The 19,941-nt window shown below is 44.8% G+C and carries 20 protein-coding genes; 9 read left to right on the forward strand and 11 right to left on the reverse strand.

Going from position 1 to position 19,941, the window contains the following annotated elements; all coding sequences use genetic code 11:
* Positions 1–85: 85 nt before the first annotated feature.
* The 4 genes from ACU1JV_RS06635 to ACU1JV_RS06650 all read right to left on the reverse strand — a co-directional run bounded on the left by ACU1JV_RS06635 (position 86) and on the right by ACU1JV_RS06650 (position 2,426).
* The gene (locus ACU1JV_RS06635) at positions 86–547 is read right to left on the reverse strand and encodes a hypothetical protein (protein ID WP_058829215.1); all 462 of its coding nucleotides are present in this window, start codon (positions 545–547) and stop codon (positions 86–88) included.
* A gap of 11 nt (positions 548–558) precedes the next feature.
* Positions 559–987, reverse strand: a complete 429-nt coding sequence (locus ACU1JV_RS06640) for a GNAT family N-acetyltransferase (protein ID WP_413985797.1) — start codon at positions 985–987, stop codon at positions 559–561.
* A gap of 233 nt (positions 988–1,220) precedes the next feature.
* Positions 1,221–1,574 carry a FlxA-like family protein gene (locus tag ACU1JV_RS06645; RefSeq protein ID WP_025676323.1) on the reverse strand — a complete coding sequence of 118 codons (354 nt, stop codon included), beginning with the start codon at positions 1,572–1,574 and terminating at the stop codon, positions 1,221–1,223.
* A gap of 84 nt (positions 1,575–1,658) precedes the next feature.
* Complete coding sequence (locus tag ACU1JV_RS06650) at positions 1,659–2,426, reverse strand: hypothetical protein (protein ID WP_413985796.1); 768 nt, start codon at positions 2,424–2,426, stop codon at positions 1,659–1,661.
* A gap of 286 nt (positions 2,427–2,712) precedes the next feature.
* Between ACU1JV_RS06650 and ACU1JV_RS06655 the strand changes: the two genes are divergently transcribed.
* From ACU1JV_RS06655 to ACU1JV_RS06665, 3 genes are all read left to right on the forward strand, one after another.
* On the forward strand, positions 2,713–3,288 hold the full coding sequence (locus ACU1JV_RS06655) for a class I SAM-dependent methyltransferase (RefSeq protein WP_413985795.1): 576 nt from the start codon (positions 2,713–2,715) through the stop codon (positions 3,286–3,288).
* A 15-nt stretch (positions 3,289–3,303) separates the two neighbouring features.
* On the forward strand, positions 3,304–3,909 hold the full coding sequence (locus tag ACU1JV_RS06660; protein ID WP_013370019.1) for a DedA family protein: 606 nt from the start codon (positions 3,304–3,306) through the stop codon (positions 3,907–3,909).
* Positions 3,910–4,282: 373 nt separating this feature from the next.
* Positions 4,283–4,372, forward strand: a complete 90-nt coding sequence (locus ACU1JV_RS06665; RefSeq protein ID WP_007429455.1) for a putative holin-like toxin — start codon at positions 4,283–4,285, stop codon at positions 4,370–4,372.
* A gap of 202 nt (positions 4,373–4,574) precedes the next feature.
* Here the strand turns inward: ACU1JV_RS06665 and ACU1JV_RS06670 are convergent, their stop codons facing one another.
* The 3 genes from ACU1JV_RS06670 to recQ form a co-directional block, all read right to left on the reverse strand.
* Positions 4,575–5,885, reverse strand: coding sequence for an alkaline phosphatase (locus tag ACU1JV_RS06670; RefSeq protein WP_413985794.1), 1,311 nt, complete (start codon positions 5,883–5,885; stop codon positions 4,575–4,577).
* A gap of 186 nt (positions 5,886–6,071) precedes the next feature.
* Complete coding sequence (locus tag ACU1JV_RS06675) at positions 6,072–7,928, reverse strand: B12-binding domain-containing radical SAM protein (RefSeq protein WP_413985793.1); 1,857 nt, start codon at positions 7,926–7,928, stop codon at positions 6,072–6,074.
* Between the two features lie 50 nt (positions 7,929–7,978).
* Positions 7,979–9,877: a DNA helicase RecQ gene (gene recQ / locus ACU1JV_RS06680; protein ID WP_413985792.1), complete on the reverse strand. Its 1,899-nt coding sequence runs from the start codon at positions 9,875–9,877 to the stop codon at positions 7,979–7,981.
* A gap of 223 nt (positions 9,878–10,100) precedes the next feature.
* Here recQ and ACU1JV_RS06685 point away from each other — a divergent pair, with 223 nt between their 5' ends.
* Entirely contained in the window at positions 10,101–11,114 is a 1,014-nt protein-coding gene (locus ACU1JV_RS06685) for an RluA family pseudouridine synthase (protein WP_064963956.1), read from the forward strand.
* A gap of 84 nt (positions 11,115–11,198) precedes the next feature.
* Here ACU1JV_RS06685 and ACU1JV_RS06690 read toward each other — a convergent pair whose 3' ends face one another.
* Complete coding sequence (locus tag ACU1JV_RS06690) at positions 11,199–12,047, reverse strand: hypothetical protein (RefSeq protein WP_064963957.1); 849 nt, start codon at positions 12,045–12,047, stop codon at positions 11,199–11,201.
* A 567-nt stretch (positions 12,048–12,614) separates the two neighbouring features.
* Between ACU1JV_RS06690 and speD the strand changes: the two genes are divergently transcribed.
* Together speD and ACU1JV_RS06700 are read left to right on the forward strand one after the other, a co-directional pair.
* Entirely contained in the window at positions 12,615–13,421 is an 807-nt protein-coding gene (speD, locus tag ACU1JV_RS06695; RefSeq protein ID WP_058711818.1) for an adenosylmethionine decarboxylase, read from the forward strand.
* 251 nt (positions 13,422–13,672) lie between these two features.
* Positions 13,673–15,091 (forward strand): NAD-dependent malic enzyme, encoded by a 1,419-nt coding sequence (locus ACU1JV_RS06700; RefSeq protein ID WP_413985791.1) that lies wholly within the window; start codon positions 13,673–13,675, stop codon positions 15,089–15,091.
* A gap of 82 nt (positions 15,092–15,173) precedes the next feature.
* Here the strand turns inward: ACU1JV_RS06700 and ACU1JV_RS06705 are convergent, their stop codons facing one another.
* Together ACU1JV_RS06705 and ACU1JV_RS06710 are read right to left on the reverse strand one after the other, a co-directional pair.
* Positions 15,174–15,854, reverse strand: a complete 681-nt coding sequence (locus ACU1JV_RS06705; RefSeq protein WP_165081375.1) for a serine/threonine protein kinase — start codon at positions 15,852–15,854, stop codon at positions 15,174–15,176.
* Between the two features lie 136 nt (positions 15,855–15,990).
* A complete protein-coding gene (locus tag ACU1JV_RS06710; RefSeq protein WP_413985790.1) occupies positions 15,991–16,722 on the reverse strand; it encodes an HAD family hydrolase in 732 nt (243 codons plus the stop codon).
* A gap of 359 nt (positions 16,723–17,081) precedes the next feature.
* On the opposite strand from ACU1JV_RS06710, the gene ACU1JV_RS06715 reads away from it, so the two are divergent.
* From ACU1JV_RS06715 to ACU1JV_RS06725, 3 genes are all read left to right on the forward strand, one after another.
* Positions 17,082–17,939 (forward strand): hypothetical protein, encoded by an 858-nt coding sequence (locus tag ACU1JV_RS06715; RefSeq protein ID WP_413985789.1) that lies wholly within the window; start codon positions 17,082–17,084, stop codon positions 17,937–17,939.
* Between the two features lie 109 nt (positions 17,940–18,048).
* Positions 18,049–18,804 (forward strand): threonine/serine exporter family protein, encoded by a 756-nt coding sequence (locus ACU1JV_RS06720; protein ID WP_013370006.1) that lies wholly within the window; start codon positions 18,049–18,051, stop codon positions 18,802–18,804.
* Positions 18,805–18,824: 20 nt separating this feature from the next.
* On the forward strand, positions 18,825–19,259 hold the full coding sequence (locus ACU1JV_RS06725) for a threonine/serine exporter family protein (RefSeq protein WP_013370005.1): 435 nt from the start codon (positions 18,825–18,827) through the stop codon (positions 19,257–19,259).
* Between the two features lie 100 nt (positions 19,260–19,359).
* Here ACU1JV_RS06725 and ACU1JV_RS06730 read toward each other — a convergent pair whose 3' ends face one another.
* Positions 19,360–19,869 (reverse strand): N-acetyltransferase family protein, encoded by a 510-nt coding sequence (locus ACU1JV_RS06730; RefSeq protein ID WP_446724533.1) that lies wholly within the window; start codon positions 19,867–19,869, stop codon positions 19,360–19,362.
* Positions 19,870–19,941 lie beyond the last annotated feature (72 nt).

The following is a 19,941-nucleotide window of genomic DNA, read 5'->3' on the forward strand; positions in this document are numbered from 1 at the left end:
TTATTCACGATTCTCTATGATCTAGCTTTTAACTTTCTCACCGACATATTGTAATTGGTTAAATATAGTATTCCAATCAGAACAATCACAGTCCCTCTTCAAACAACTGCATACCTATAATTTCAAAGGAGACGCCGTCGCCTGCTTTAACGTTGGTATCACCATTCATTTCTTCCGAATCTAAAACAAACGTAGCATCTCCTACAACAATCTCCAGACATTCTATCCCGCCTGCTTCACCTTGCATCACTTGTTGTATCATTCCTTGAATCCAATAGTCGCCTAGCTTTGGTTGAGGGCGAACAACGCCTGTCTTTTCAGTAGGCCTCAGTCTTCTGAACCCTTCTATACTGGATTGAGAAATCTCAACCGAAATGACACAGCCAGGAATTAACTTGTCCAAGCTTTGTTTATACGGAACAACATACGCATATCCCGAGGTCAGTTCACACCAAAAAGATGTCCAGTAGCCGTATACCTTTTCCTCGCCAATACTACGAATGATGACCTTTTCATCTTTATTTACTTCCTTGATCTGTACGCGCATATTCGGAGTCCTCAGTAGATATTTTTCTTATAATAATAGTGTTTAAAGCCTCTAGGAGCCTCCTCAATGACACCGACTACTTCATACCCATGTTTCTCATAGAATTCAGGCGCTTGAAAAGAAAAGGTATTTAGTTGTATAAAATTACATCCTTTATCTCTAGCCATTTGTTCGATTTCACCAAGCAATTGCGAACCGTAGCCCTTTCCTCTATGGACCTGATCTACCCACAAAATATCAACCTCCACCCAGTTCCAACATAGTACACTTAGAAGACCGCCGATGACCTGACCTTCTCCATTTTTGAGCGTAAGATTAATCTCTTCATATTGGGTTTGAATATCTGCTGGGACGTGTTTTGCATTAAACTCAATCAACTTGTTTCTGACGAAACGAGCTTCATCCTTACTACTTCGACTCATTTGAGGTTCCAGCGTCATGGCTTAAATCCTCCAATTTAGAATGTATACTAACACTACTGATTCAATCTATAAAATACTAAAGTTAGAAACCTTTCATCTTCCCACTGTTATTTATTGTATATACTTTTCTAAGTTTAGTCACATGATTCATTTTAACCCGACGTAAACGCAAAAAAGCAGGCTCCCTATGAAACAGAGAGCCTGCTGTCTTTTGTATCATCGTCAGGCTTACAGAAGAAGAGATGGGATGATCAGATAGAAATATCCAGTGATTTTCCAACCCCAGTAATATCACTGCCATTCGAGCTGCTGGCGCGTGTCATTTCCATATTGCTTGGAGCGGACTTTTCCATTTTTGGTGTTGACGTGCTGCCGGATTGAGAACTTTGCTGTGCAATCTGGGCTTCAATTTGTTTAATTTGCTGCTGAAGCTGCTTCATTTTTGTTTCTTTTGTATCTTTATTATCTTTGCTTTGTTGTACCTTGTTGTACTCTGCTTCAAGCTGAGCTTTTTGCTTTTCCAGACTGGCTGTATTGTTGGCACTGGATGAAGATGAAGTACTTGCAATAGATATAGAATTGCTGGAAGTCGCTGAAATATTCATAGAAAAATTCCCCTTTTTAAAAGTTAAGTTTGAGTTACAGATGTGGGCTAACCGGTTCTAAGGTACGCTATTGCACCCTAAAGATTATGACGAAGATGATAGAGATTGTTCGAAAATCTTGGCGATTTTATCGAATAAAGCCGATATTTCCTCATCTGTTTCTGCAGATACGGAGCCGGATAGAAGCTCGGAACTCAGGACGTTTTGCAAATCACTCAGTAAGGATCTTTTTTCATCTACCGTAAGCTCTTTTTCAGATGTAGTGGTGTTATCCTCTTGATTTGTGGTCGCCTGAATATTCCATGCAAATGGGGGCATAATTCCACCCATCGCCTGCATCATTGGAGGCAGACCACTGCCATCAACTTCAGGTCGGAATGAGTCATCTCCAGGCGGCGCAGGGCGATTATTTTGGATGGATTCTGCTATCTTATCGAATAAATTGGATACTTCCTCACCTGTTGCTGTCGAAAGATCCACCCTGGATAACAAGTCGCTGACTGCAGCCAAAGGATTTTTCGTACTGTTGTTGATTTCATTCGTTTCAGATAAAGCACTTGAAGACGTTAAGTAATTTTGTAAATCTGACAACAACGCTTTCTGTTCATCTGTAGTCAGCGCCACAGTATCCTGGTCGTACTTGTAGTCATAACTGTAGTTTTCCGTAGGAAGTGGAGCCTGCATACCCCCGGCATATTCCATAAATTCCGCACTTAATTCGAGTGAATCGTTAGATTTCTTGTGTGTGGTATGCCCCGTGTTATTTAGTCCATTCTCATTTGACTTCAGCGTATTCGAATTATCGTAGGAAGTCGAAGTCTTGATGAGATGCCTGTTAATGGATAGTGACAAAGTAGATCCCCTCTCAATGTACATAGTGTTTTTAGCTGCCCACCTCTCTTTCATCGGTAGCAAAACTGAAGGCAGCCTGAGGGAATGCTGAATGATAACTGAATGAATACGGACTGACTCATACGTACTCTTTTTCTTTTTTCCTGGACCATAGTCAAGGAAAGACCCCTCCGCAGGACGGGGAACTGAACCCTACTCCAGACAGGAGCAAGTAAAGGGATAATTTGTTACTCTTAGCAGAGAATATATGAACGTATATTGAAAATTGAAGGTAGGGGAAAGGTGTATGATCCGTATTAGTCATTTGGTTCATGAGAGACTTATGTTCCTATTCAAATTTTTGTACTCACCTGCATATGTAGGTAGCGTAACACCCAGTTCCAGATTTTTAGCTAAAAATATGATAGAATCCATTCCATGGAGTGAAGTTCATGCCGTGGCTGAGCTCGGGGCTGGAACAGGCGCAATTACTCAATACATTCCGTCTACGACAAAAATTCATCCCAAAGTTCTGCTCTTTGAGAAGGACCCGACCATGCAGCAGAGTTTAAAAAGAAGATTCCCGAATTATCTGTGCTATTCCGACTCGCGTGAGCTTCAGCTTGCTATGAAAAATGCCCAAATTGAACAGCTCGACTGTATAATCAGCGGGCTGCCATTCTTCAACTTTCCACAAGCGATACGAGATCAAATCGTAGAACAAATTCATCTATCACTTAGGGATGGAGGAATGTTTGTTGCCTTTCAATACTCTAAACAGATGAAGCAGCAGTTAGGTGAATGGTTTGATATTGAAGAAATCAAGTTTGTACCTATGAATGTTCCACCCGCATTCGTCTATGTATGCCGAAAGAAAGCTTAAGAAAGGAGTATGGGAATGGATGTTGAATATTTAATTTCCATTATCGAACAATATGGCTATGCAGCATTATTCTTCTCTCTATGGCTCGGAATTGTGGGACTGCCCATTCCAGACGAAGTTATAGTGATGACTGGCGGGGCCGTAACAAGCATGGGGATACTTCATCCGTTACCTGCTTTTTTAATTGTATATCTTGGGGTTGTATCAGGCCTATCCTTAGGTTATGTATTGGGCAGAAGCTTGGGTACACCCATTTTGGATCGTTTGCGCCGAAAGAAAAAAATGGACAAGTATATTACTTTTTCAGAAAATTTAGTACATAAGTATGGAAACTTCACGATATGCATCAGCTACTTGCTGCCAATCGTTCGCCACATTGTCCCTTATATTGTGGGGATCAATAAAATGAGCTTCAAACGCTATGCCCTCTTCTCTTATTCAACGGGCTTGATTTGGACGCTGATCTTCTTCCTGCTCGGACGTCTCTTTGGTGACCATGTACAAGCAGCAGGAGAATTGATTCATCGTTATGGCTTGCAGGTGGCATTGCTTCTCATCATGCTGACAATTATATTTTTTATAATGAAATTTGTGTGGGGGAAGAAAACAACGGAGGAGTAAAGGTTGAGTCTATTCGGCATGTTCATAAATTTAAAAGTTACCTGTCGTGCCACTACGCAGACGGATAGTGCTTCCCATCGCCACCGCCCCCGGATTTCTGAAATCGACAAAATACATCTCGAACATACCAAATATATTTATAGGGATTCAAAGATGCTGTGCAATTTTTAAATGAGTTACGTAACACCTATACTGTTTAAGAACTCATAATGATTTTCAACTTTTAAAATATATCTTATGAAAAAACAAAAAAGCGCCTAGAACAGGCGTTTTCATTTTTGTCCTTTTTAGCAATAGTATCCATATGATATACTATAAACTAACAACAGAATGGCTTAGATGGGCGGTCGGCTAGTCTCCTGCAAAGGAGGTGATGCCTGTGGAGGTTAAAGATACGCTGATGTTGATGATTCAATTTGCAACGTTGGTGATCTTGATTATTTCCTTCAACAAAAAGAAATAGACCGCCCTCTGGAAAAGGTTAGCGGTCTATTTTACTAATCCAACCCTACAGCCACCGCCCTTATAAGCGGCTGTTGTAAAAGAGTGAGGATGTTAGAGCATCCTTACTCTTTTTTAAGTATATACCTATTGTCTATAGTTTATCACAAGAAAAACCATATTGACAATATGGAAAACCTTTTATGGGCAGCTTTCACCCTGAGCTATTTTTTTAATTGAAGCAGCTTAACCAGCTTGTCATGAATAGCCGTATTCGGGTAATTTCCACTAAATTGGGAGGAACCCGGACCCATTGCAGTTAGCGCTACATCAACGGATGTATGTCCTCCTGTGGTCCAGTCGATATAAAACTTCTCATCAGAACCTTTTACGGTAAAAGGGCCGTCCTCTTTGGAGACACCTTCACCGGATTCATCTTCCGCATCTTCGCCTTCAATGGCCAAACCGCCTGTTTCATGGTCTGCCGTCACTAACACCAAAGTATCTGGATGCGCTTTGGCATAGTCCTTAGCTACTTTTACAGCCTTATCCAGCTGCTGCCCAGCTTTAATGGTTAATTCACCTTCATTGTCATGCGCCATCTCATCAGTTCCTTCTTCCTCTACCATCAGGAAAAAGCCTTTTTTGTTTTTGGATAGAACATCAATCGCTTTCGCTGTCATATCCGGTAAAGAAACCGTTGGGTTGTAAGAATTGCCTAGTTTGTTGTGAGCTTGGAACATTTCTTCATTAGCGAATAGACCTAGCAGTTTAGAGCCTTTGGCTGCTTTCATTTCAGCCTGATCTGTCACATAGCTATAGCCCAACTTCTTCGCTTGTTCCACCAAATTTCCTTGAGTTCCCTTACTAGCTTCCTCAGGATCTTCTGCCGGTGCATCTGGATGTTTGCCTGGTGTTCCTGCAGGGTACCAGAAATCCTCACCCCCGCCCAGAATCACATCCAGCTTGCTTTTCTCAAGATACTGCTTGGCAATCTCGCTTTGCGCGGAGCGCTTCTCAACATGCGCACCAAAAGCAGCGCCCGTCGCATCTGTCACTTGGCTTGTCGTCACCACTCCTGTAGACATGCCTGCTTTTTTAGCCAGCTCCATAATGGTTGTCACTGGTTTTTTATTCAAATCCATTCCGATCGCGCCGTTATACGTTTTCACACCTGTTGCAATGGCAGTCGCAGCAGCGGCAGAGTCTGTAACTAGGTTGTCCCCTGAACTCGTACTAACCAGACCCGTTATAGGCATCTTGTCCATTTCAAGCAATCCCGATTTTCCAACCGTTGCTAAGCGAATCGCGTTGCGACTGGCTTCCCCCATACCATCACCGATAAAAAGAATGACGTTTTTAGGAGTATCCGCTTTAGCTGATACAGCCTTCTGTGCCTTGGACTCTGCAACATTGGACTTCGGAGAAGTCGCGGCTGCAAAAGCTGTAGGGATATCAGCAGATAATAAGGGTACAGTCAAAACGGTCACAGCACTTAACGCAAGGATACTCTTTTTCATGGAAGGCTTTTTCACAAGGTCACACTCCAATAAATTTAATATTCATATATGATAATTTCATCATATATTGGTTTTGTAAAAAATCGTAAAGCACTAGGTTTCCCGAATGTAAAAAATTGAAGTGGTCAGCTATGTTTTTATAATAAAAAAGAAGACATCGACTCATGGTATACCAAGAGTTGATGCCTTCTGTTGTTTATACTACATCGCGGCGATATTTTTGCCGATGGGCATGGTGTAGTACAGCGGTTTTTGCTGTCCGTTTTGCTGATAGACTACAAGCAGCAATGTGCGGCCTTCGGCTGTTAATGGGCTACCACCACTCAGGATATGATCCAGACTGAACGGCAGCACATCCAGCACAGCGTGCTTTTGTAGTTCCTTTTCACCCAGCTTCAAAGAAGCAAAGGCTGGGATCATCTCGCGGTATGGCTGCGGCTGTTGGCTAGCCACATCCGTCTCACCCGTATTCTCCTTGCTCACATCTGCCGCCGCAGGGGACAGCAGCGCATCCGGGTGCTGAAGAGCCATTTTCATATAGCTGGACCAATCGTCCTTCTCCAAAGTATGCTCCCACCAGATTTTGCGCGGCTTATATTTATGGTTGAGGAAATAATCAAGCTTCATCAGCCCAAGCACCATATCCATTTGCTTGGTTCCCCGCGATTCCAAAAAGGACTGGAGGCGCGTAAACAAGTCTTCGAGTTGATGTCCAATTTTTTGCCAGCCCTGTCCTTCCCAGTAGTCTCCGAATTCCTGAAAGAAATCAAAGGCGGACGAGAATTCACGCTCAATCAGGTAGTTCACCGTATGGTCCATACGATGAGAGTTCCAGTATTTTTCCAATACATCTTCCAAGCGTTTGAGTCGTACGATGTCGGCAAAAGAAAGGACGTCATTGCTCAACATTTCATACGGCGCAACATCCATATACGTATAGTTATACTTATCGGCATCAATGCGCAGACCAGTACCACGCAGCATTTTGAGGAAGCCCAGTTGAAGCTCTTCCGGTCCAAGCGCAAAAACGTCATTAAACGTTTTACGGAATGTGTTGTAGTCCTCCAATGGCAATCCGGCGATCAGATCCAGATGCTGGTCGATTTTCCCGCTTTGCTTGACCTTTGTAACAGTGCGGGAAAGCTTGGTGAAGTTCTGGCGGCGCTTAACCAGTTCATTGGTGGGATCATTCGTTGACTGGACACCGATCTCAAAGCGAAATACCCCCGGTGGCGCGTTCTCCGCCAAATAATCCAATACCTCGGGACGCATAATATCTGCCGTAATCTCAAACTGGAAGACACAGCCACGGTGATTTTCAATCAAAAACTTGAACATTTCCAGCGCATAATCGCGTTTAATATTAAAGGTTCGGTCCACAAATTTAATCAATTTAGCCCCATTGTCAATCAGATACAGAATATCCGACTTGGTGCGCTCGATATCGTAATAACGCACCCCGACCTCAATGCTGGACAGACAAAATTGGCAACTGAACGGACAGCCCCGGCTCGTTTCAAAATAGACAACCCGTTTCCCGAGTTCTGGGATATCCTCTGCAAAACGATATGGTGACGGCAGCTCGTTCAAGTCCGCTTTTGGACGACCCGGCATGATAATGACCTCTTCTCCCTTACGGTAAGCCAGTCCATATACAAAATGGAACTTGCGATCCCCTTCCAGCTCCTGCAGCAGTTGATGGAAAGTTTCCTCTCCCTCACCAACAACGATAAAATCCACATTCGTCAAGCGCTTCATCCAGTGCTCTGTATCGTAAGATACCTCCGGGCCACCCAAAACAATCTTGACCTCGGGCATAATCTTTTTCAACACATCAATGACTTTAATCGTCTCTTCAATGTTCCAAATATAACAGGAAAAACCGATGACATCTGCCCCTCGTTGAAACAGATCGGATACGATGTTCATCACCGGGTCCTTAATCGTATACTCCGCCAGCTCGATATCAAAATCCTTTTCACTGTAGGCTTTGAGGCATCGGATGGCCAGCGAGGTATGAATATATTTTGCGTTTAACGTTGATAAAATGACTTTCATAGGTCACAACCTTCTATAAGTTTGCATGGACTCTTACATCCTTAGTATAGCTATTCAAAATCCTCGTACACATCATCTGCAAAGATCTCATCCTCGCTCACCATTCCGCCGGTATTCCCCTGATTTTGAAAGAAATCAAGAAACGGCTTGCCATACTTGCGGAACTTCACTTCACCAACACCCTTGATCCGCAACATGTCTGCCTCGGATTGCGGACTCGCTACGCTCATCTCTCGCAGCGTGGCATCATTGAAGATGATATAAGACGGTACATGCTCCTGAGCGGCCAGATCGCGGCGGATCAGGCGCAATTGCTCGAACACAGTTTCGTTGACTGCGGCAGGATAGGTATCGCGTCCCTTTCGTCCACGTGATCCCGCTCCACCTGCAAAAGCAGTGGCATGCCGCACCACACGCTGCATGACTTCGCGCTGACCTCTCAGTACTTCAGCAGCAAGCTGTTGCAAGCGTACGACCGGATATTGCCCCTCGGATAGCATCAGATAGCCTTCCGAAACAAGAACATTGATAATTTCAGCAATTTCTTTTTCCGTTCGGTTGCCCATCACACCATAGGTTGGCAGGCTGTCAAAACTATACTGCAGCACCTTTTTGTTGCGCGATCCTTTCAACACCGAGGCTACCATTGAAACCCCATACCGTTCCCGCATACGATGAATGCACGAAAAAATCTTTTGCGCATCTATGGTCATATCCACCAGTTCCCGCTCATCTGTACATGAACTGCATATGCCACAGGCTTCATGCTCCTGCGCTTCTCCGAAATACTCCAGCTGTGCTGAACGTAGGCAGCGAGTCGTGTAACAATAGTCAACCATCTGTTGGAGCTTACGGTAGTCGTTGCGCTTGCGGTCTTCATCCTGTGGATTTTGCTCAATCAGGAACTTCTGGGTCACTATATCTTGCGGTCCGAACAGCAAAATACATTGACTTGGGTCGCCATCACGTCCTGCGCGTCCTGCTTCTTGTACATACGCCTCCATATTTTTAGGCATATTGTAATGAATGACATAACGTACGTTTGATTTATCTATCCCCATACCGAAGGCATTGGTTGCGACAATAACACGGATATCGTCGTACAGAAACCCTTCCTGGCTATCTGCACGTTCCTGATCAGTCATTCCTGCATGATAACGTCCTGCTGCCATGCCAGCGTCGCGCAAGCGTTGATATAAATCATCCACGTCCTTACGTGTCGCCGCATAAATAATACCCGATTCACCCTCATGTTCACGGGCATAATTTAGCAAAAAGCTACGTTTGTCCTCCCCACGCAGCACACTGAATGCCAAATTCGGCCTTCCAAGACCCGTAACGAACGTTTCCGGTGAACGCAGACGAAGCAGGCGTACGATATCATCCATAACCTGCGGTGTAGCCGTTGCCGTAAACGCAGCTACGATTGGACGTTCATACAGCCCGTCCACGAATGGAGCCACCGCCAGATAGCTGGTACGAAAATCATGACCCCACTGGGATACACAGTGAGCCTCATCTACCGCAACGCAGGAAATCGGTAACTGAGCCATCTCATCACGGAACCAATCCAGTTCCAGTCGTTCAGGGGCGACATACAGCAACTTCAAATCTCCGTTCCGTGCGGCGCGGATACGGTCGTTGACTTCTCGACCGCTCAACGTGCTATTAATGTAGGCAGCTGCAATCCCCATCGTGGTCAGCGCATCCACCTGGTCTTTCATTAACGAAATCAGTGGTGACACAACAATGGTCAGCCCCTCATGCAACAACGCGGGAATCTGGTAGCATATCGATTTTCCGCCACCTGTTGGCATGATGCCCAACGTGTCGTTGCCTTCCAGCATACTGGCCACAATTTTCTTTTGTCCCTCCCGGAAATCGGGATAGCCATAAAATTTTTGCAGCAAGTCCTGCGCCCGTTCCAATGTTGGTGCTTGTACACTCATAGTTTCAAAACTCCTCATATTTCTAGCGTCCTCGACGCATATCGGCTTTTCTTTCGTTACCCTTAGTTTACCGGGGTTAAGGGTAATGTTCAACCGCTGGAAGTCTGTCAATCGGGTTTTAGTCTCTTATGGCATTCGCTGTTTTCTCATGATATAGTGGACACGGTGCCGCAAATGGTCCATAACTATGAAGAGATACGGCTCCAAGAAGGAGAAAGAACCCATGAATAATCGGAAACCTCAAAGGAAAAATCATACAAAATCAACTTCAAACTCAAGCCATTCCAGACGCAACCACAAACCCGCCGGAAAATCTGGCTCCTATAGACCGGAAGCTCAACGGAAAACCCATACTTTGGATAAAGCACCTGCCAAAACATACATCGTTCAGGAGCCTGCCGAGCTATTGAGCTTTTTAGTTGAGCATGTGACTGGTATGGGCCGTAATTCCATTAAATCAGCATTGGCGCGTGGACAAGTTTCCGTCAATGGTATTCCTCGTACTGTGCATAATTTTCCGCTAGAGCAAGGACAGACTGTCGCGCTCTCCAAAGAAAAGATAATTCCTGTGGTGCCGCTAACCGGGCTGCGTATTTTGCATGAGGACGAAGCTATTATCGTTATCCATAAAGATGCCGGGTTGCTTTCTGTCGCTTCTGCGCAGGAGCAGGAAGTCACAGCATATCGCCAGCTTACAGCCCACGTACGACGCGAGCATCCGTACAACCGTATTTTTGTACTGCATCGTTTGGATCGTGATACATCAGGAGTGATGATGTTTGCGAAAAGCGAAGCCATACAGCAGGAAATGCAACAAGCGTGGAAGGAAGTTGTGTATGAACGAACATACATTGCTCTCGTAGAAGGACAGGTAAAAAAAGAAGCAGGCACAATCACCTCATGGCTGAAAGAGAGCAAGACACTAAAAATGTACTCCAGTCCTTATCCGAATGACGGACAGCACGCAGTCACTCATTACAAGCGGCTTCAGGCCAATCGGCATTTTTCTTTGCTGGAAGTACGTTTGGAGACCGGACGCAAAAATCAAATTCGCGTGCATATGGAGGATATCGGTCATCCGATTGTTGGGGATAAAAAATACGGCTCTAAGTCCAAGTCGATTGGCCGCCTTGGTCTGCATGCAAAGGTATTGTCGTTTATACATCCCGTCACCGGAGTGTTGCTGCGTTTTGAATCCGACATTCCTAAAACCTTTTTGAATCCGTTTAGAGAGTAGACTGCAGTAAAGCACACGAAGAAGAGTGTAATAATACAAAAGGAAATTAGGGGGTTGTAAAAAACAGCCCCCTTTTTTTGTTGGTTAAGCGGTATACCTCCGAACACCATCAGCCATTTTCATCAATTCATCCCATATATATATGGGTGAATTACACACTGGACATTCTACCCAACCGTTTAAGTAGGGTAGCTGGGCAAGAAGTAATTTCTCATCTATTTTTTGAGCATATTCGTGTAGCCACTGTATATTTGCACCTCTATGGTCCAATGAACGGGGACGAATCGGATAGGGGATTAGATCGCCTGAACTGACAGGGTCTTTATCATAGACAACCAGAGTGTCACCCTGTTCATCAGGCCAAATATAGAGCGGGGTACCGCAATGGGGACAATCCAGCATATATTCGTCACCTGTATCATAGGTTTGCAGCATATAGGCTACCCAATGATACCCCTCAAAGGCGGCAGCCGCAGCAAGAACATAGCGCTTGCCGACATCTTCTTCATGTTCTTTCGCATAGAGCACCATTTCTTCCGTCAATTCTGTAAGGCGAACGATGGCACTTCGATATTGCGCGTAGATATATTCTGCCAGGTTAGAATCCACTTCCACTTGATCCCTTGCAAATTCCAACGGGATTTTGGTATGTAAGGGATTATTATTCTTCGCTTCAAATATTCCGCAAATGTTATATATATCTGCCCGAATTCCTATATCAGAACTCTTTAGCGCAATGTCTACTAGGTAAGGTACAGCCGCAAATGTACAAGTATACAACGTATTTTGGTGATATAATTCCTCCCAATACAAGGTGTCAGCTATTTCGCCATCATATCCGGCTTGGAGCTGTTTTAACATTTCTGGGACGTATTGAGAAGAACCGTAGGGGCCTTGGAGCAGAGTCCAGACCGGATCGGACAAAGCCAGCATCTTGATACTCCTTTCACCGTTTTCTTACAGTAACATGAGATAGATTTATAAAATGAGTTTGCTATCAAAAATTCATTTAACATCATAATTCTTAGCTTGTTACGTTTATTTCATTATACGCATATCAGTAGCTGAAGTTGCTTTTCTCATTTTACGCAATGTACAAAGTCACTATTTTTGAGGGTCTATAATCATATTCGGTTAAGATTTGGGCATTATGAAGATAAGATACATTAAATTCAGGAATTACGAACCTAAAATTTTCTATTACATTACGAATCCACTGTCAATTTCGTTCCTTTCCTGTATACATAGTCCACATTATAAGCCCTGTTACTTAAAAATTGCTGAGTAAGAAATAAAGTATATTAACGTTAAATTCCCATACATGTAAAATCGAGAGGATCTCAAGTGACCCTGCCTGTTTTTAAATATGCCAAACGGGTAAGACATACATATTCAAGTCTTTATTTTGTCCGTTACAGAACGGATTGTATGAATCGGTATATGAAGAGGCGTGTTGGGAATATTACGTATGAATACTGCGACTATAAGGGGAAATAGCCTATGACCATAACACCGGAACAGCGGATTACCCTGCACGGATTTAACAATTTGACCAAATCATTGAGCTTTAATATGTACGATATTTGTTACACCAAAACGAAAGAGGAACGCGAGGCGTATATTGAATATATTGATGAACAATATAACTCGGATCGACTGACAGCTATTTTAAAAAATGTATCCGATATTATCGGCGCCCATGTACTCAATGTTGCTCAGCAGGATTATGTCCCTCAAGGAGCAAGCGTGACAGTGCTTATATCAGAAGGGCCGATTGTGGAGGTACCGAATGAATCATATGCAGAGTCACCAGGCCCCCTACCTGAGTCTGTCGTGATACAACTGGATAAAAGCCATATTACGGTTCACACCTACCCTGAATATCATCCAGACGAGGGGATTAGCACGTTTCGTGCAGATATTGATGTTTCTACCTGTGGGGAAATCTCTCCGCTCAAGGCACTTCACTATCTGACTCATTCTTTTGACACTGACATTATGACGATTGATTACCGGGTACGCGGCTTTACACGTGATACGAATGGTCATAAGCTTTTTATCGACCATGACATTGCTTCGATTCAAAACTATATTCCCGACGAAGTGCGCAATCAGTATGACATGATCGACGTGAATGTGTATCAGGAAAATATTTTCCATACCAAATGCAAGCTAAAACAATTTGATTTGGACAACTATCTGTTCGGCTACACGAAGGAAAGTTTGAGTGAAAAAGAACAACAGAATATATCAACACGACTCAAAATCGAAATGGATGAAATTTACTACGGCAAAAATATGACGTAAACAAAAAATGGATCATTTCGTTGTACAAAGGACGATTGCTTGGACTGGAATTCAGCCGGGCTTTCGTCCTTTTTGGATACAAAATCATGGATATTACTCAGCTTGATCTGTACAAGTGGAAGAATGTTCACTATGATAGGGAAAGAAACCACTAATTTAAACTATCAGCCCAGATGTTAGACTTGCTCCCGATTGTAAGCGCAATCAATTGATCTCACCATTTTGTTATGAAAGACAAAGGAGGAATTTGTATGCAAGGCGGTATTGGCGGTAAAAATATTATTTTACGACTGGAAATTTCCACCGAGCACATCCAGTTTGGTCAATTGATTACGTTGGTAAACGAACATGGCGGAGATGTCATTGCCATTGACGTCATCCGCACCTCTGAGAAGGCCACTGTGAGAGATATTACAGTCACCATTGCTGATCCAGCAGAAATTGACCGAATGATCACCCGGATTAAAAAAGCACAAGGTGTAAAGGTACTGTCCATCTCTGATCGCACCTTCCTCTTACATCTCGGGGGCAAGATTGAAATGCAGCCCAAGGTTCCGATTCAAAACCGTGACGACTTATCCCGGGTATACACTCCTGATGTGGCGCGCGTATGTATGGCCATTCATGAGGAGCAGGACAAAGCTTTCCGGTTAACGATCAAGCGCAACACTGTTGCTGTCGTCTCTGACGGAAGCGCTGTCCTCGGACTCGGCAACATCGGTCCATATGCAGCCATGCCGGTAATGGAAGGCAAAGCCATGCTGTTCAAGCAGCTTGGGTCCGTCGATGCCTTCCCGATCTGCCTGGATACGCAGGACACGGAAGAAATCATTAAAGCCATTAAGCAACTGGCCCCAGCCTTTGGCGGTATTAATCTGGAGGATATTTCATCGCCACGATGCTTTGAAATTGAACAGCGGTTACGTGACGAGCTGGACATACCTGTTTTTCATGATGATCAGCATGGCACAGCTGTCGTGTTGTACGCAGGGCTGATTAATGCGCTCAAGGTGGTCGGCAAAGCTCTGTCTGACGTCAAAATTGTCGTCTGCGGTATCGGGGCTGCCGGTGTGGCCTGTACCAAAATTTTGCTATCTGCAGGGGCAGTGAACATTATTGGTGTAGACCGGAACGGTGCGCTTACGGCTGATGAAACCTATGAGCATCCGATGTGGAACTGGTATGCGCAGCATACCAACCCCGAACGGCTGTCCGGCACGCTATCTGAGGTTCTGAAGGACGCGGACGTGTTTATCGGTCTGTCGGCAGGCGGAATATTGCAACGAGAAGACGTGAAGCGCATGAAAGAAGCTCCTGTCCTGTTCACCATGGCAAACCCGGTCCCTGAAATTAACCCAGAGGATGTCGAGGACATTGCAGGGGTCATCGCTACCGGACGCTCGGACTATCCTAACCAGATTAACAATGTACTTTGCTTCCCCGGCATATTCCGAGCAGCACTGGACTGTCGCGCACGTGAAATTAACGAAGAGATGAAGCTGGCAGCCGCAGAAGCTATCGCAAGCACAATCCGTTCCGATGAATTAAACAAACTGTATATTATCCCGGGTGTATTTAACGAGGGCGCCGTACAACAGGTGCGTAAAAAGGTGATTCAAGCCGCGATTGCGAGCGGTACAGCCAGAAGAGTGCCTAGAGATTTCAGATAAAAGAAAAGGATTGCTCCCGTAAAGCGGGTGCAATCCTTTTGTATAGAAGGATAGGGCTGTATTTCGGTATCCTTCACAGTGGTTATGATTTCCATTTAGAAAACAATTGACTGGCACGCTGGGCAAACTCCTCCAGGTTGATGCTGGAGTTGTCCAGCTTGTAATACCATTTTTTGATCGTCTCCAAAATCCATGAAGGAACCTTAACCTCGGAGAAACCGGAATAGAACGTATGATACGCCCACACCAGATGCTCCCAACGCTTGTCATCGCCTTCTTTTACATATTCAGATACATCTAATACCTTGGCGCGTCCATCTTGCATGAGTACATTCTTGAGATGAATATCACGAGGATTCAGCCCCCTGGACCGAACAAATTCCCTCGCCTTTTCCACGTCCTCAATGACCTGCTCCGGCACCGGAATTCCTTGCAGCAGGCAATCCAGCAGCGTAATACCAGATTCGTAACTAATGACAATATACTTATCGCCCTTTCCGTAATAATGAGGAAAAAAATCAGAACCTTGCAAACGCTCATATACATCGGCCTCTGCATCTTTTTTTTCGATCGCCATGTCTGAATACACCTTAAACGCGTAGCCTGGCAACGTATCGAGCGTAAATACGGCCGCATCTGTCCCAATGCCGATACAGCGGACGCCTTGGGTGGCTGTTTTAATGGTAACTGGGTCATTATCCTCCGTACTATATACGGTCACTTGACTTATGATGTCGTCTGCCTGCCTCCATTGTTCTACCATGCGCGATCCCTCCTTCTCTGTTGTACCCATTTCAAATGAAGTTAGATCTATAACAGATAAATAGTATTACGGACCAGCTTTTGAAATAGCTTCAAAATAGGTTGGATTCTTTTAGATGACACGATATGTACCGCGTCTAACGTGCGTCGGGCAGGAGCAGCTTTCTTAGCCCTGCGTAGCTTGCCGCAGTTTCATAGGCTCCCGACACATCAGATTCCGGGATAGCATTCCTGTGATTGAACCAAATTACCCGCCAATTTGCAGCTATAGCTCCCGCCACATCATTACGCCAGGAATCCCCAATGTAGCAGCAATGCTCTGCTAAAGTGCCTGTCCGTTCGTTGACTATTTCGAAAATGCGCGGATCAGGCTTGGCATAACCAACAGTCCCAGACACAAAAATATCCTCTGCCGCAACATGATTTTCCAGTGTCATAGCTTTAATTTTGCTCATCTGATGTTCTTCAAGACCGTTCGTAATCAAACCGACCAAATAGCCAGCCGAGCTCAATTCATCGATTAATGAGGTAGCCCCCTCAAAAGACTCAATTCGGTACTGTCGATCCAAGTATTCTTGTTGGACATGCATTGCCTGCTCACGGGTAATATCTACCCCGAATTCTTGTAGAGCCAGAATAAAACGACCTTCCCTCATATCATCCAGTTCATCCTGCCCTGCTTTCCCCTCCAATAGTCCTCCTTTAGCCGATAGTAAATCGCTGTAATAGCGAATACGGTGGTAGACTTCCTCATATGGAAAACGCTCACTTAATCCTAACACTGTACGCAATGCATCACGTGTAGGGTGCAAATGATCGTACATCGTATCATCTACATCAAAAAAAACAGCCTTCTTTTGCAAGTTCATATGCCCACTTCTTTCTGTTAAATCTTTGGATGACACTCTCTATACCTTGTCCTGATATTATACCCGTTGACCTATTACGTTGCACCCTTACCTTCCCAGCCCGTATCTCTCATTCACCCTTCTCAGGTGATAACATACACTGAAAAGACTGCATTTTCGCAAACTCACTTTACTTCACTACTGCGCTAACATAGGTATCTTGTCCTGGTTTGAACGAAAGCGTTTTATTTTGACAGCACACGGGTAAAAGGTCACATTTTTGAAAAAATTCGTCATACAGGTTTACATTTCGTGTAAAATCACGTACCTTTTAGGGATGAACGCTTTACAGATGTACTTGGATAAGGGAGGTATACACAATGGATTCCGGTTCTAACCTAGCCTACGGATCAGTCACACCTTTGATTGAGGCACTTATAGAGTTTGAACAGGAGCTTGAAGCGAACCGGCATTCTCTGAGTTTTGATTTGGGCTTGATTATGGAACAGGGCCGCGCTCCGCGATATATGGCTACACCGCCTGATGTTATTCCTTTTGCCCACGCTGGAGTGGACGGGATACATTATGGCTTTTTAACCGATTTTGGCCTTGAAAAGGACCTTTCACAGGCTCCGATTGTATGCGTTTCTCCCGTCGATTGGACGGGGGTATGGGTGGTTGCCCGCCATTTGCAGGATTTTCTAAGCGTTGTTTATACAGAAAACAGTTCATTAAAACGATACTATGCCAGTGGAGCTGACTATTCTGGACATGCCGGTCAGCGTCCTCCGCAAGCTGTGGATGAACGTACTGCATTTGTACGCGAATGCTTTCGGGAGCGCTTTGGCATTCTGCCGATTCAAGATATGGCCGCCTACATCGACAGCTTGCGAACAGAGCGTAAGCAAAATGAAGTTGCTCCTACACTGAATGGCTTGGGTATTCAGACATCTTCTTCTATGAAGCGTAGCTCTTCTATTGAGAGCGACTTCTTGAACGTAACGGAGCCGTTCCTCTGGGAACAACAAGGTGAAGCTGTACGTGAGTTGTTCCGCAGCGGTTCGCATGAAGCCAGACTGGCCTTTATTCGAGATGCTCAGACACGGCATCTGTTCACCCATTCAGCCCTTCGTGCTTTTGTAACAGGGCAGCTTAAGTTGATGGGCTTGTCTGAGGCCGCAACATACCTAGAAGAGTCCTACTATACCGTTATTCCGGATACGATGGAATCTCGATAAACTCCATAGATTCCCCCAATTTAACCGCCTCTGAAAAGGCGGCTTTTTGTGCTACAATAAATGAAAACAACAGGGTCGAACGACCTGGGGCGCATGAAAGAGAGCGAGCATGAATAATCATTCCTATCCTACTCCTGAAATCATTGAGGTTTGTCTGCTAGCAGGCAAACTGATGATGCAAAATGGAGCCGAGACCTATCGTGTTGAAGACACGATGTCCCGCATTGCTTCGGCCTATGGCATATCCCAGTCCCATAGCTATGTAACACCTACTGGAATTTTTTTTGCTATTAATGATTCGGAACCTGCCAAGCTTATCCGGATCGTAGAGCGGACTACAGATTTGCACAAGGTGACCGAGGTGAACTCCATTTCACGTAAAATCAGCGCAGGCACTTTGTCACCCAGCGCAGCCGTAAAAGAGCTTTCGGAAATTGAACGTGGTCCCCTCCGCTATTCCAATCGTGTACAGCTGATCGCTGCAGCGTTGGCCAGCGGTTGCTTTATGATCATGTTTGGTGGAGTGTGGCGAGATTTCCCCGGAGCTGTGTTGTGCGGCGGTATCGGATTTGCAGCCTTACAATATTTTCACAGGCTCGTTAAGGTTAAGTTTTTCTCAGAATTTTCTGCATCTTTTCTAATCGGCTTGCTGGCGGCTCTGTTAGTGATCGTTGGCGGGGGACAGATGATGGATAAAATTATCATTGGCTCTGTCATGCCATTGGTGCCGGGCTTGCTAATTACAAATGCCCTTCGGGATTTAATGTCCGGGCACCTTGTCTCAGGGCTTTCCAAAGGTGCAGATGCTTGCTTGACGTCTTTTGCCATTGGAGCTGGTGTTGCAGTTATCATTTCTTATATGTAATTTGGAGGAGATTCAAGCTTATGCTTGCACAATTATTCACAAGCTTTATTGCCACCGCTGCTTTCGGCATACTGTTCCACGCCCCCCGACGCTCGCTGCTGCAATGTGGTTTTGTCGGTATGCTGGGCTGGCTTGTCTATTATTCAACCACGGATAGCATGGGACCTGTGAGCGCCAGCCTTTTAGCCACGATCCTCATCGGCATCGTCAGTCAAGGTTTTGCTAGACTGTACAAAATGCCTGTGATTATTTTCAGCGTGGCAGGCATGATTCCCCTGGTGCCAGGAGGAATGGCTTATAATGCCATGCGCCAGTTCGTACAACAACATTATCCTCAGGCACTGGAGCTGGCCATGAGCACACTGATGATCGCAGGAGCAATAGCAGTCGGTTTGGTAATCTCTGAGGTGCTTAACCAAATCTTTCACAACATACGTTTTAAACCTCAGCGTTAAAAACGGAGAAATAACAAAGTAAAAAAAGGCTGCCTCTAAAATCGCTACACTGACAGTGTATGAGACGATGTTGGAGGCAGCCTTTTTCTGTAGCTCAATATTAATCTACTCGCTTACCCAATATAGCCAGATCTCGCTCTATGCTGTCCAGCACGGCAACACGTGGATAGTACCCCCACTGCTCAAAACCAAACTTTCGCAGCAGCGCAATACTCGGTTCATTATGACCAAACACAAACCCCAACAATGTTGTAATTCCTAGTCTAGGACAATCATTTAGCAAGTGCTGTACCAGACGGCTTCCACTGCCGGTTCCACGAGAATCCTCATGGACATAAATGCTAATTTCTGCTGTACCATTATAAGCTGGACGGCCATAAAAGGACTGAAGACTGGCCCATCCAGCAATTGTCCCCTTTTGTCTTAGTACCCACAAAGGGCGGTGGTTTTCCTCATGAGCCTCAAACCATGGAATACGGCTCTCTACTGTCACCGGCTCCAGATCTGCTGTGACCATTCGTCCGGCAATCGTAGAATTATATATATCCACAATATCGGGAAGATCCTCCCTGCATGCAATTTCAATGGAAAAAGATTGGTCGTTATTCATTATCGTAGCTGCCCCCCTATTGTGGTGATTTATTTATTGTACAGGACAAGCGCCCGAACAGCTATATCGAGT

This window comes from Paenibacillus sp. T2-29 (genome assembly GCF_052921365.1).

Coding starts and splice junctions, on each gene's coding strand:
- ACU1JV_RS06635 (WP_058829215.1), bottom strand. CDS start 547: ATGCGCGTACAGATCAAGGAAGTAAATAAAGATGAAAAGGTCATCATT.
- ACU1JV_RS06640 (WP_413985797.1), bottom strand. CDS start 987: ATGACGCTGGAACCTCAAATGAGTCGAAGTAGTAAGGATGAAGCTCGT.
- ACU1JV_RS06645 (WP_025676323.1), bottom strand. CDS start 1,574: ATGAATATTTCAGCGACTTCCAGCAATTCTATATCTATTGCAAGTACT.
- ACU1JV_RS06655 (WP_413985795.1), top strand. CDS start 2,713: ATGATCCGTATTAGTCATTTGGTTCATGAGAGACTTATGTTCCTATTC.
- ACU1JV_RS06660 (WP_013370019.1), top strand. CDS start 3,304: ATGGATGTTGAATATTTAATTTCCATTATCGAACAATATGGCTATGCA.
- ACU1JV_RS06665 (WP_007429455.1), top strand. CDS start 4,283: ATGCCTGTGGAGGTTAAAGATACGCTGATGTTGATGATTCAATTTGCA.
- ACU1JV_RS06675 (WP_413985793.1), bottom strand. CDS start 7,928: ATGAAAGTCATTTTATCAACGTTAAACGCAAAATATATTCATACCTCG.
- recQ (WP_413985792.1), bottom strand. CDS start 9,877: ATGAGTGTACAAGCACCAACATTGGAACGGGCGCAGGACTTGCTGCAA.
- ACU1JV_RS06685 (WP_064963956.1), top strand. CDS start 10,101: ATGAATAATCGGAAACCTCAAAGGAAAAATCATACAAAATCAACTTCA.
- ACU1JV_RS06690 (WP_064963957.1), bottom strand. CDS start 12,047: ATGCTGGCTTTGTCCGATCCGGTCTGGACTCTGCTCCAAGGCCCCTAC.
- speD (WP_058711818.1), top strand. CDS start 12,615: ATGACCATAACACCGGAACAGCGGATTACCCTGCACGGATTTAACAAT.
- ACU1JV_RS06700 (WP_413985791.1), top strand. CDS start 13,673: ATGCAAGGCGGTATTGGCGGTAAAAATATTATTTTACGACTGGAAATT.
- ACU1JV_RS06705 (WP_165081375.1), bottom strand. CDS start 15,854: ATGGTAGAACAATGGAGGCAGGCAGACGACATCATAAGTCAAGTGACC.
- ACU1JV_RS06710 (WP_413985790.1), bottom strand. CDS start 16,722: ATGAACTTGCAAAAGAAGGCTGTTTTTTTTGATGTAGATGATACGATG.
- ACU1JV_RS06715 (WP_413985789.1), top strand. CDS start 17,082: ATGGATTCCGGTTCTAACCTAGCCTACGGATCAGTCACACCTTTGATT.
- ACU1JV_RS06720 (WP_013370006.1), top strand. CDS start 18,049: ATGAATAATCATTCCTATCCTACTCCTGAAATCATTGAGGTTTGTCTG.
- ACU1JV_RS06725 (WP_013370005.1), top strand. CDS start 18,825: ATGCTTGCACAATTATTCACAAGCTTTATTGCCACCGCTGCTTTCGGC.
- ACU1JV_RS06730 (WP_446724533.1), bottom strand. CDS start 19,869: ATGAATAACGACCAATCTTTTTCCATTGAAATTGCATGCAGGGAGGAT.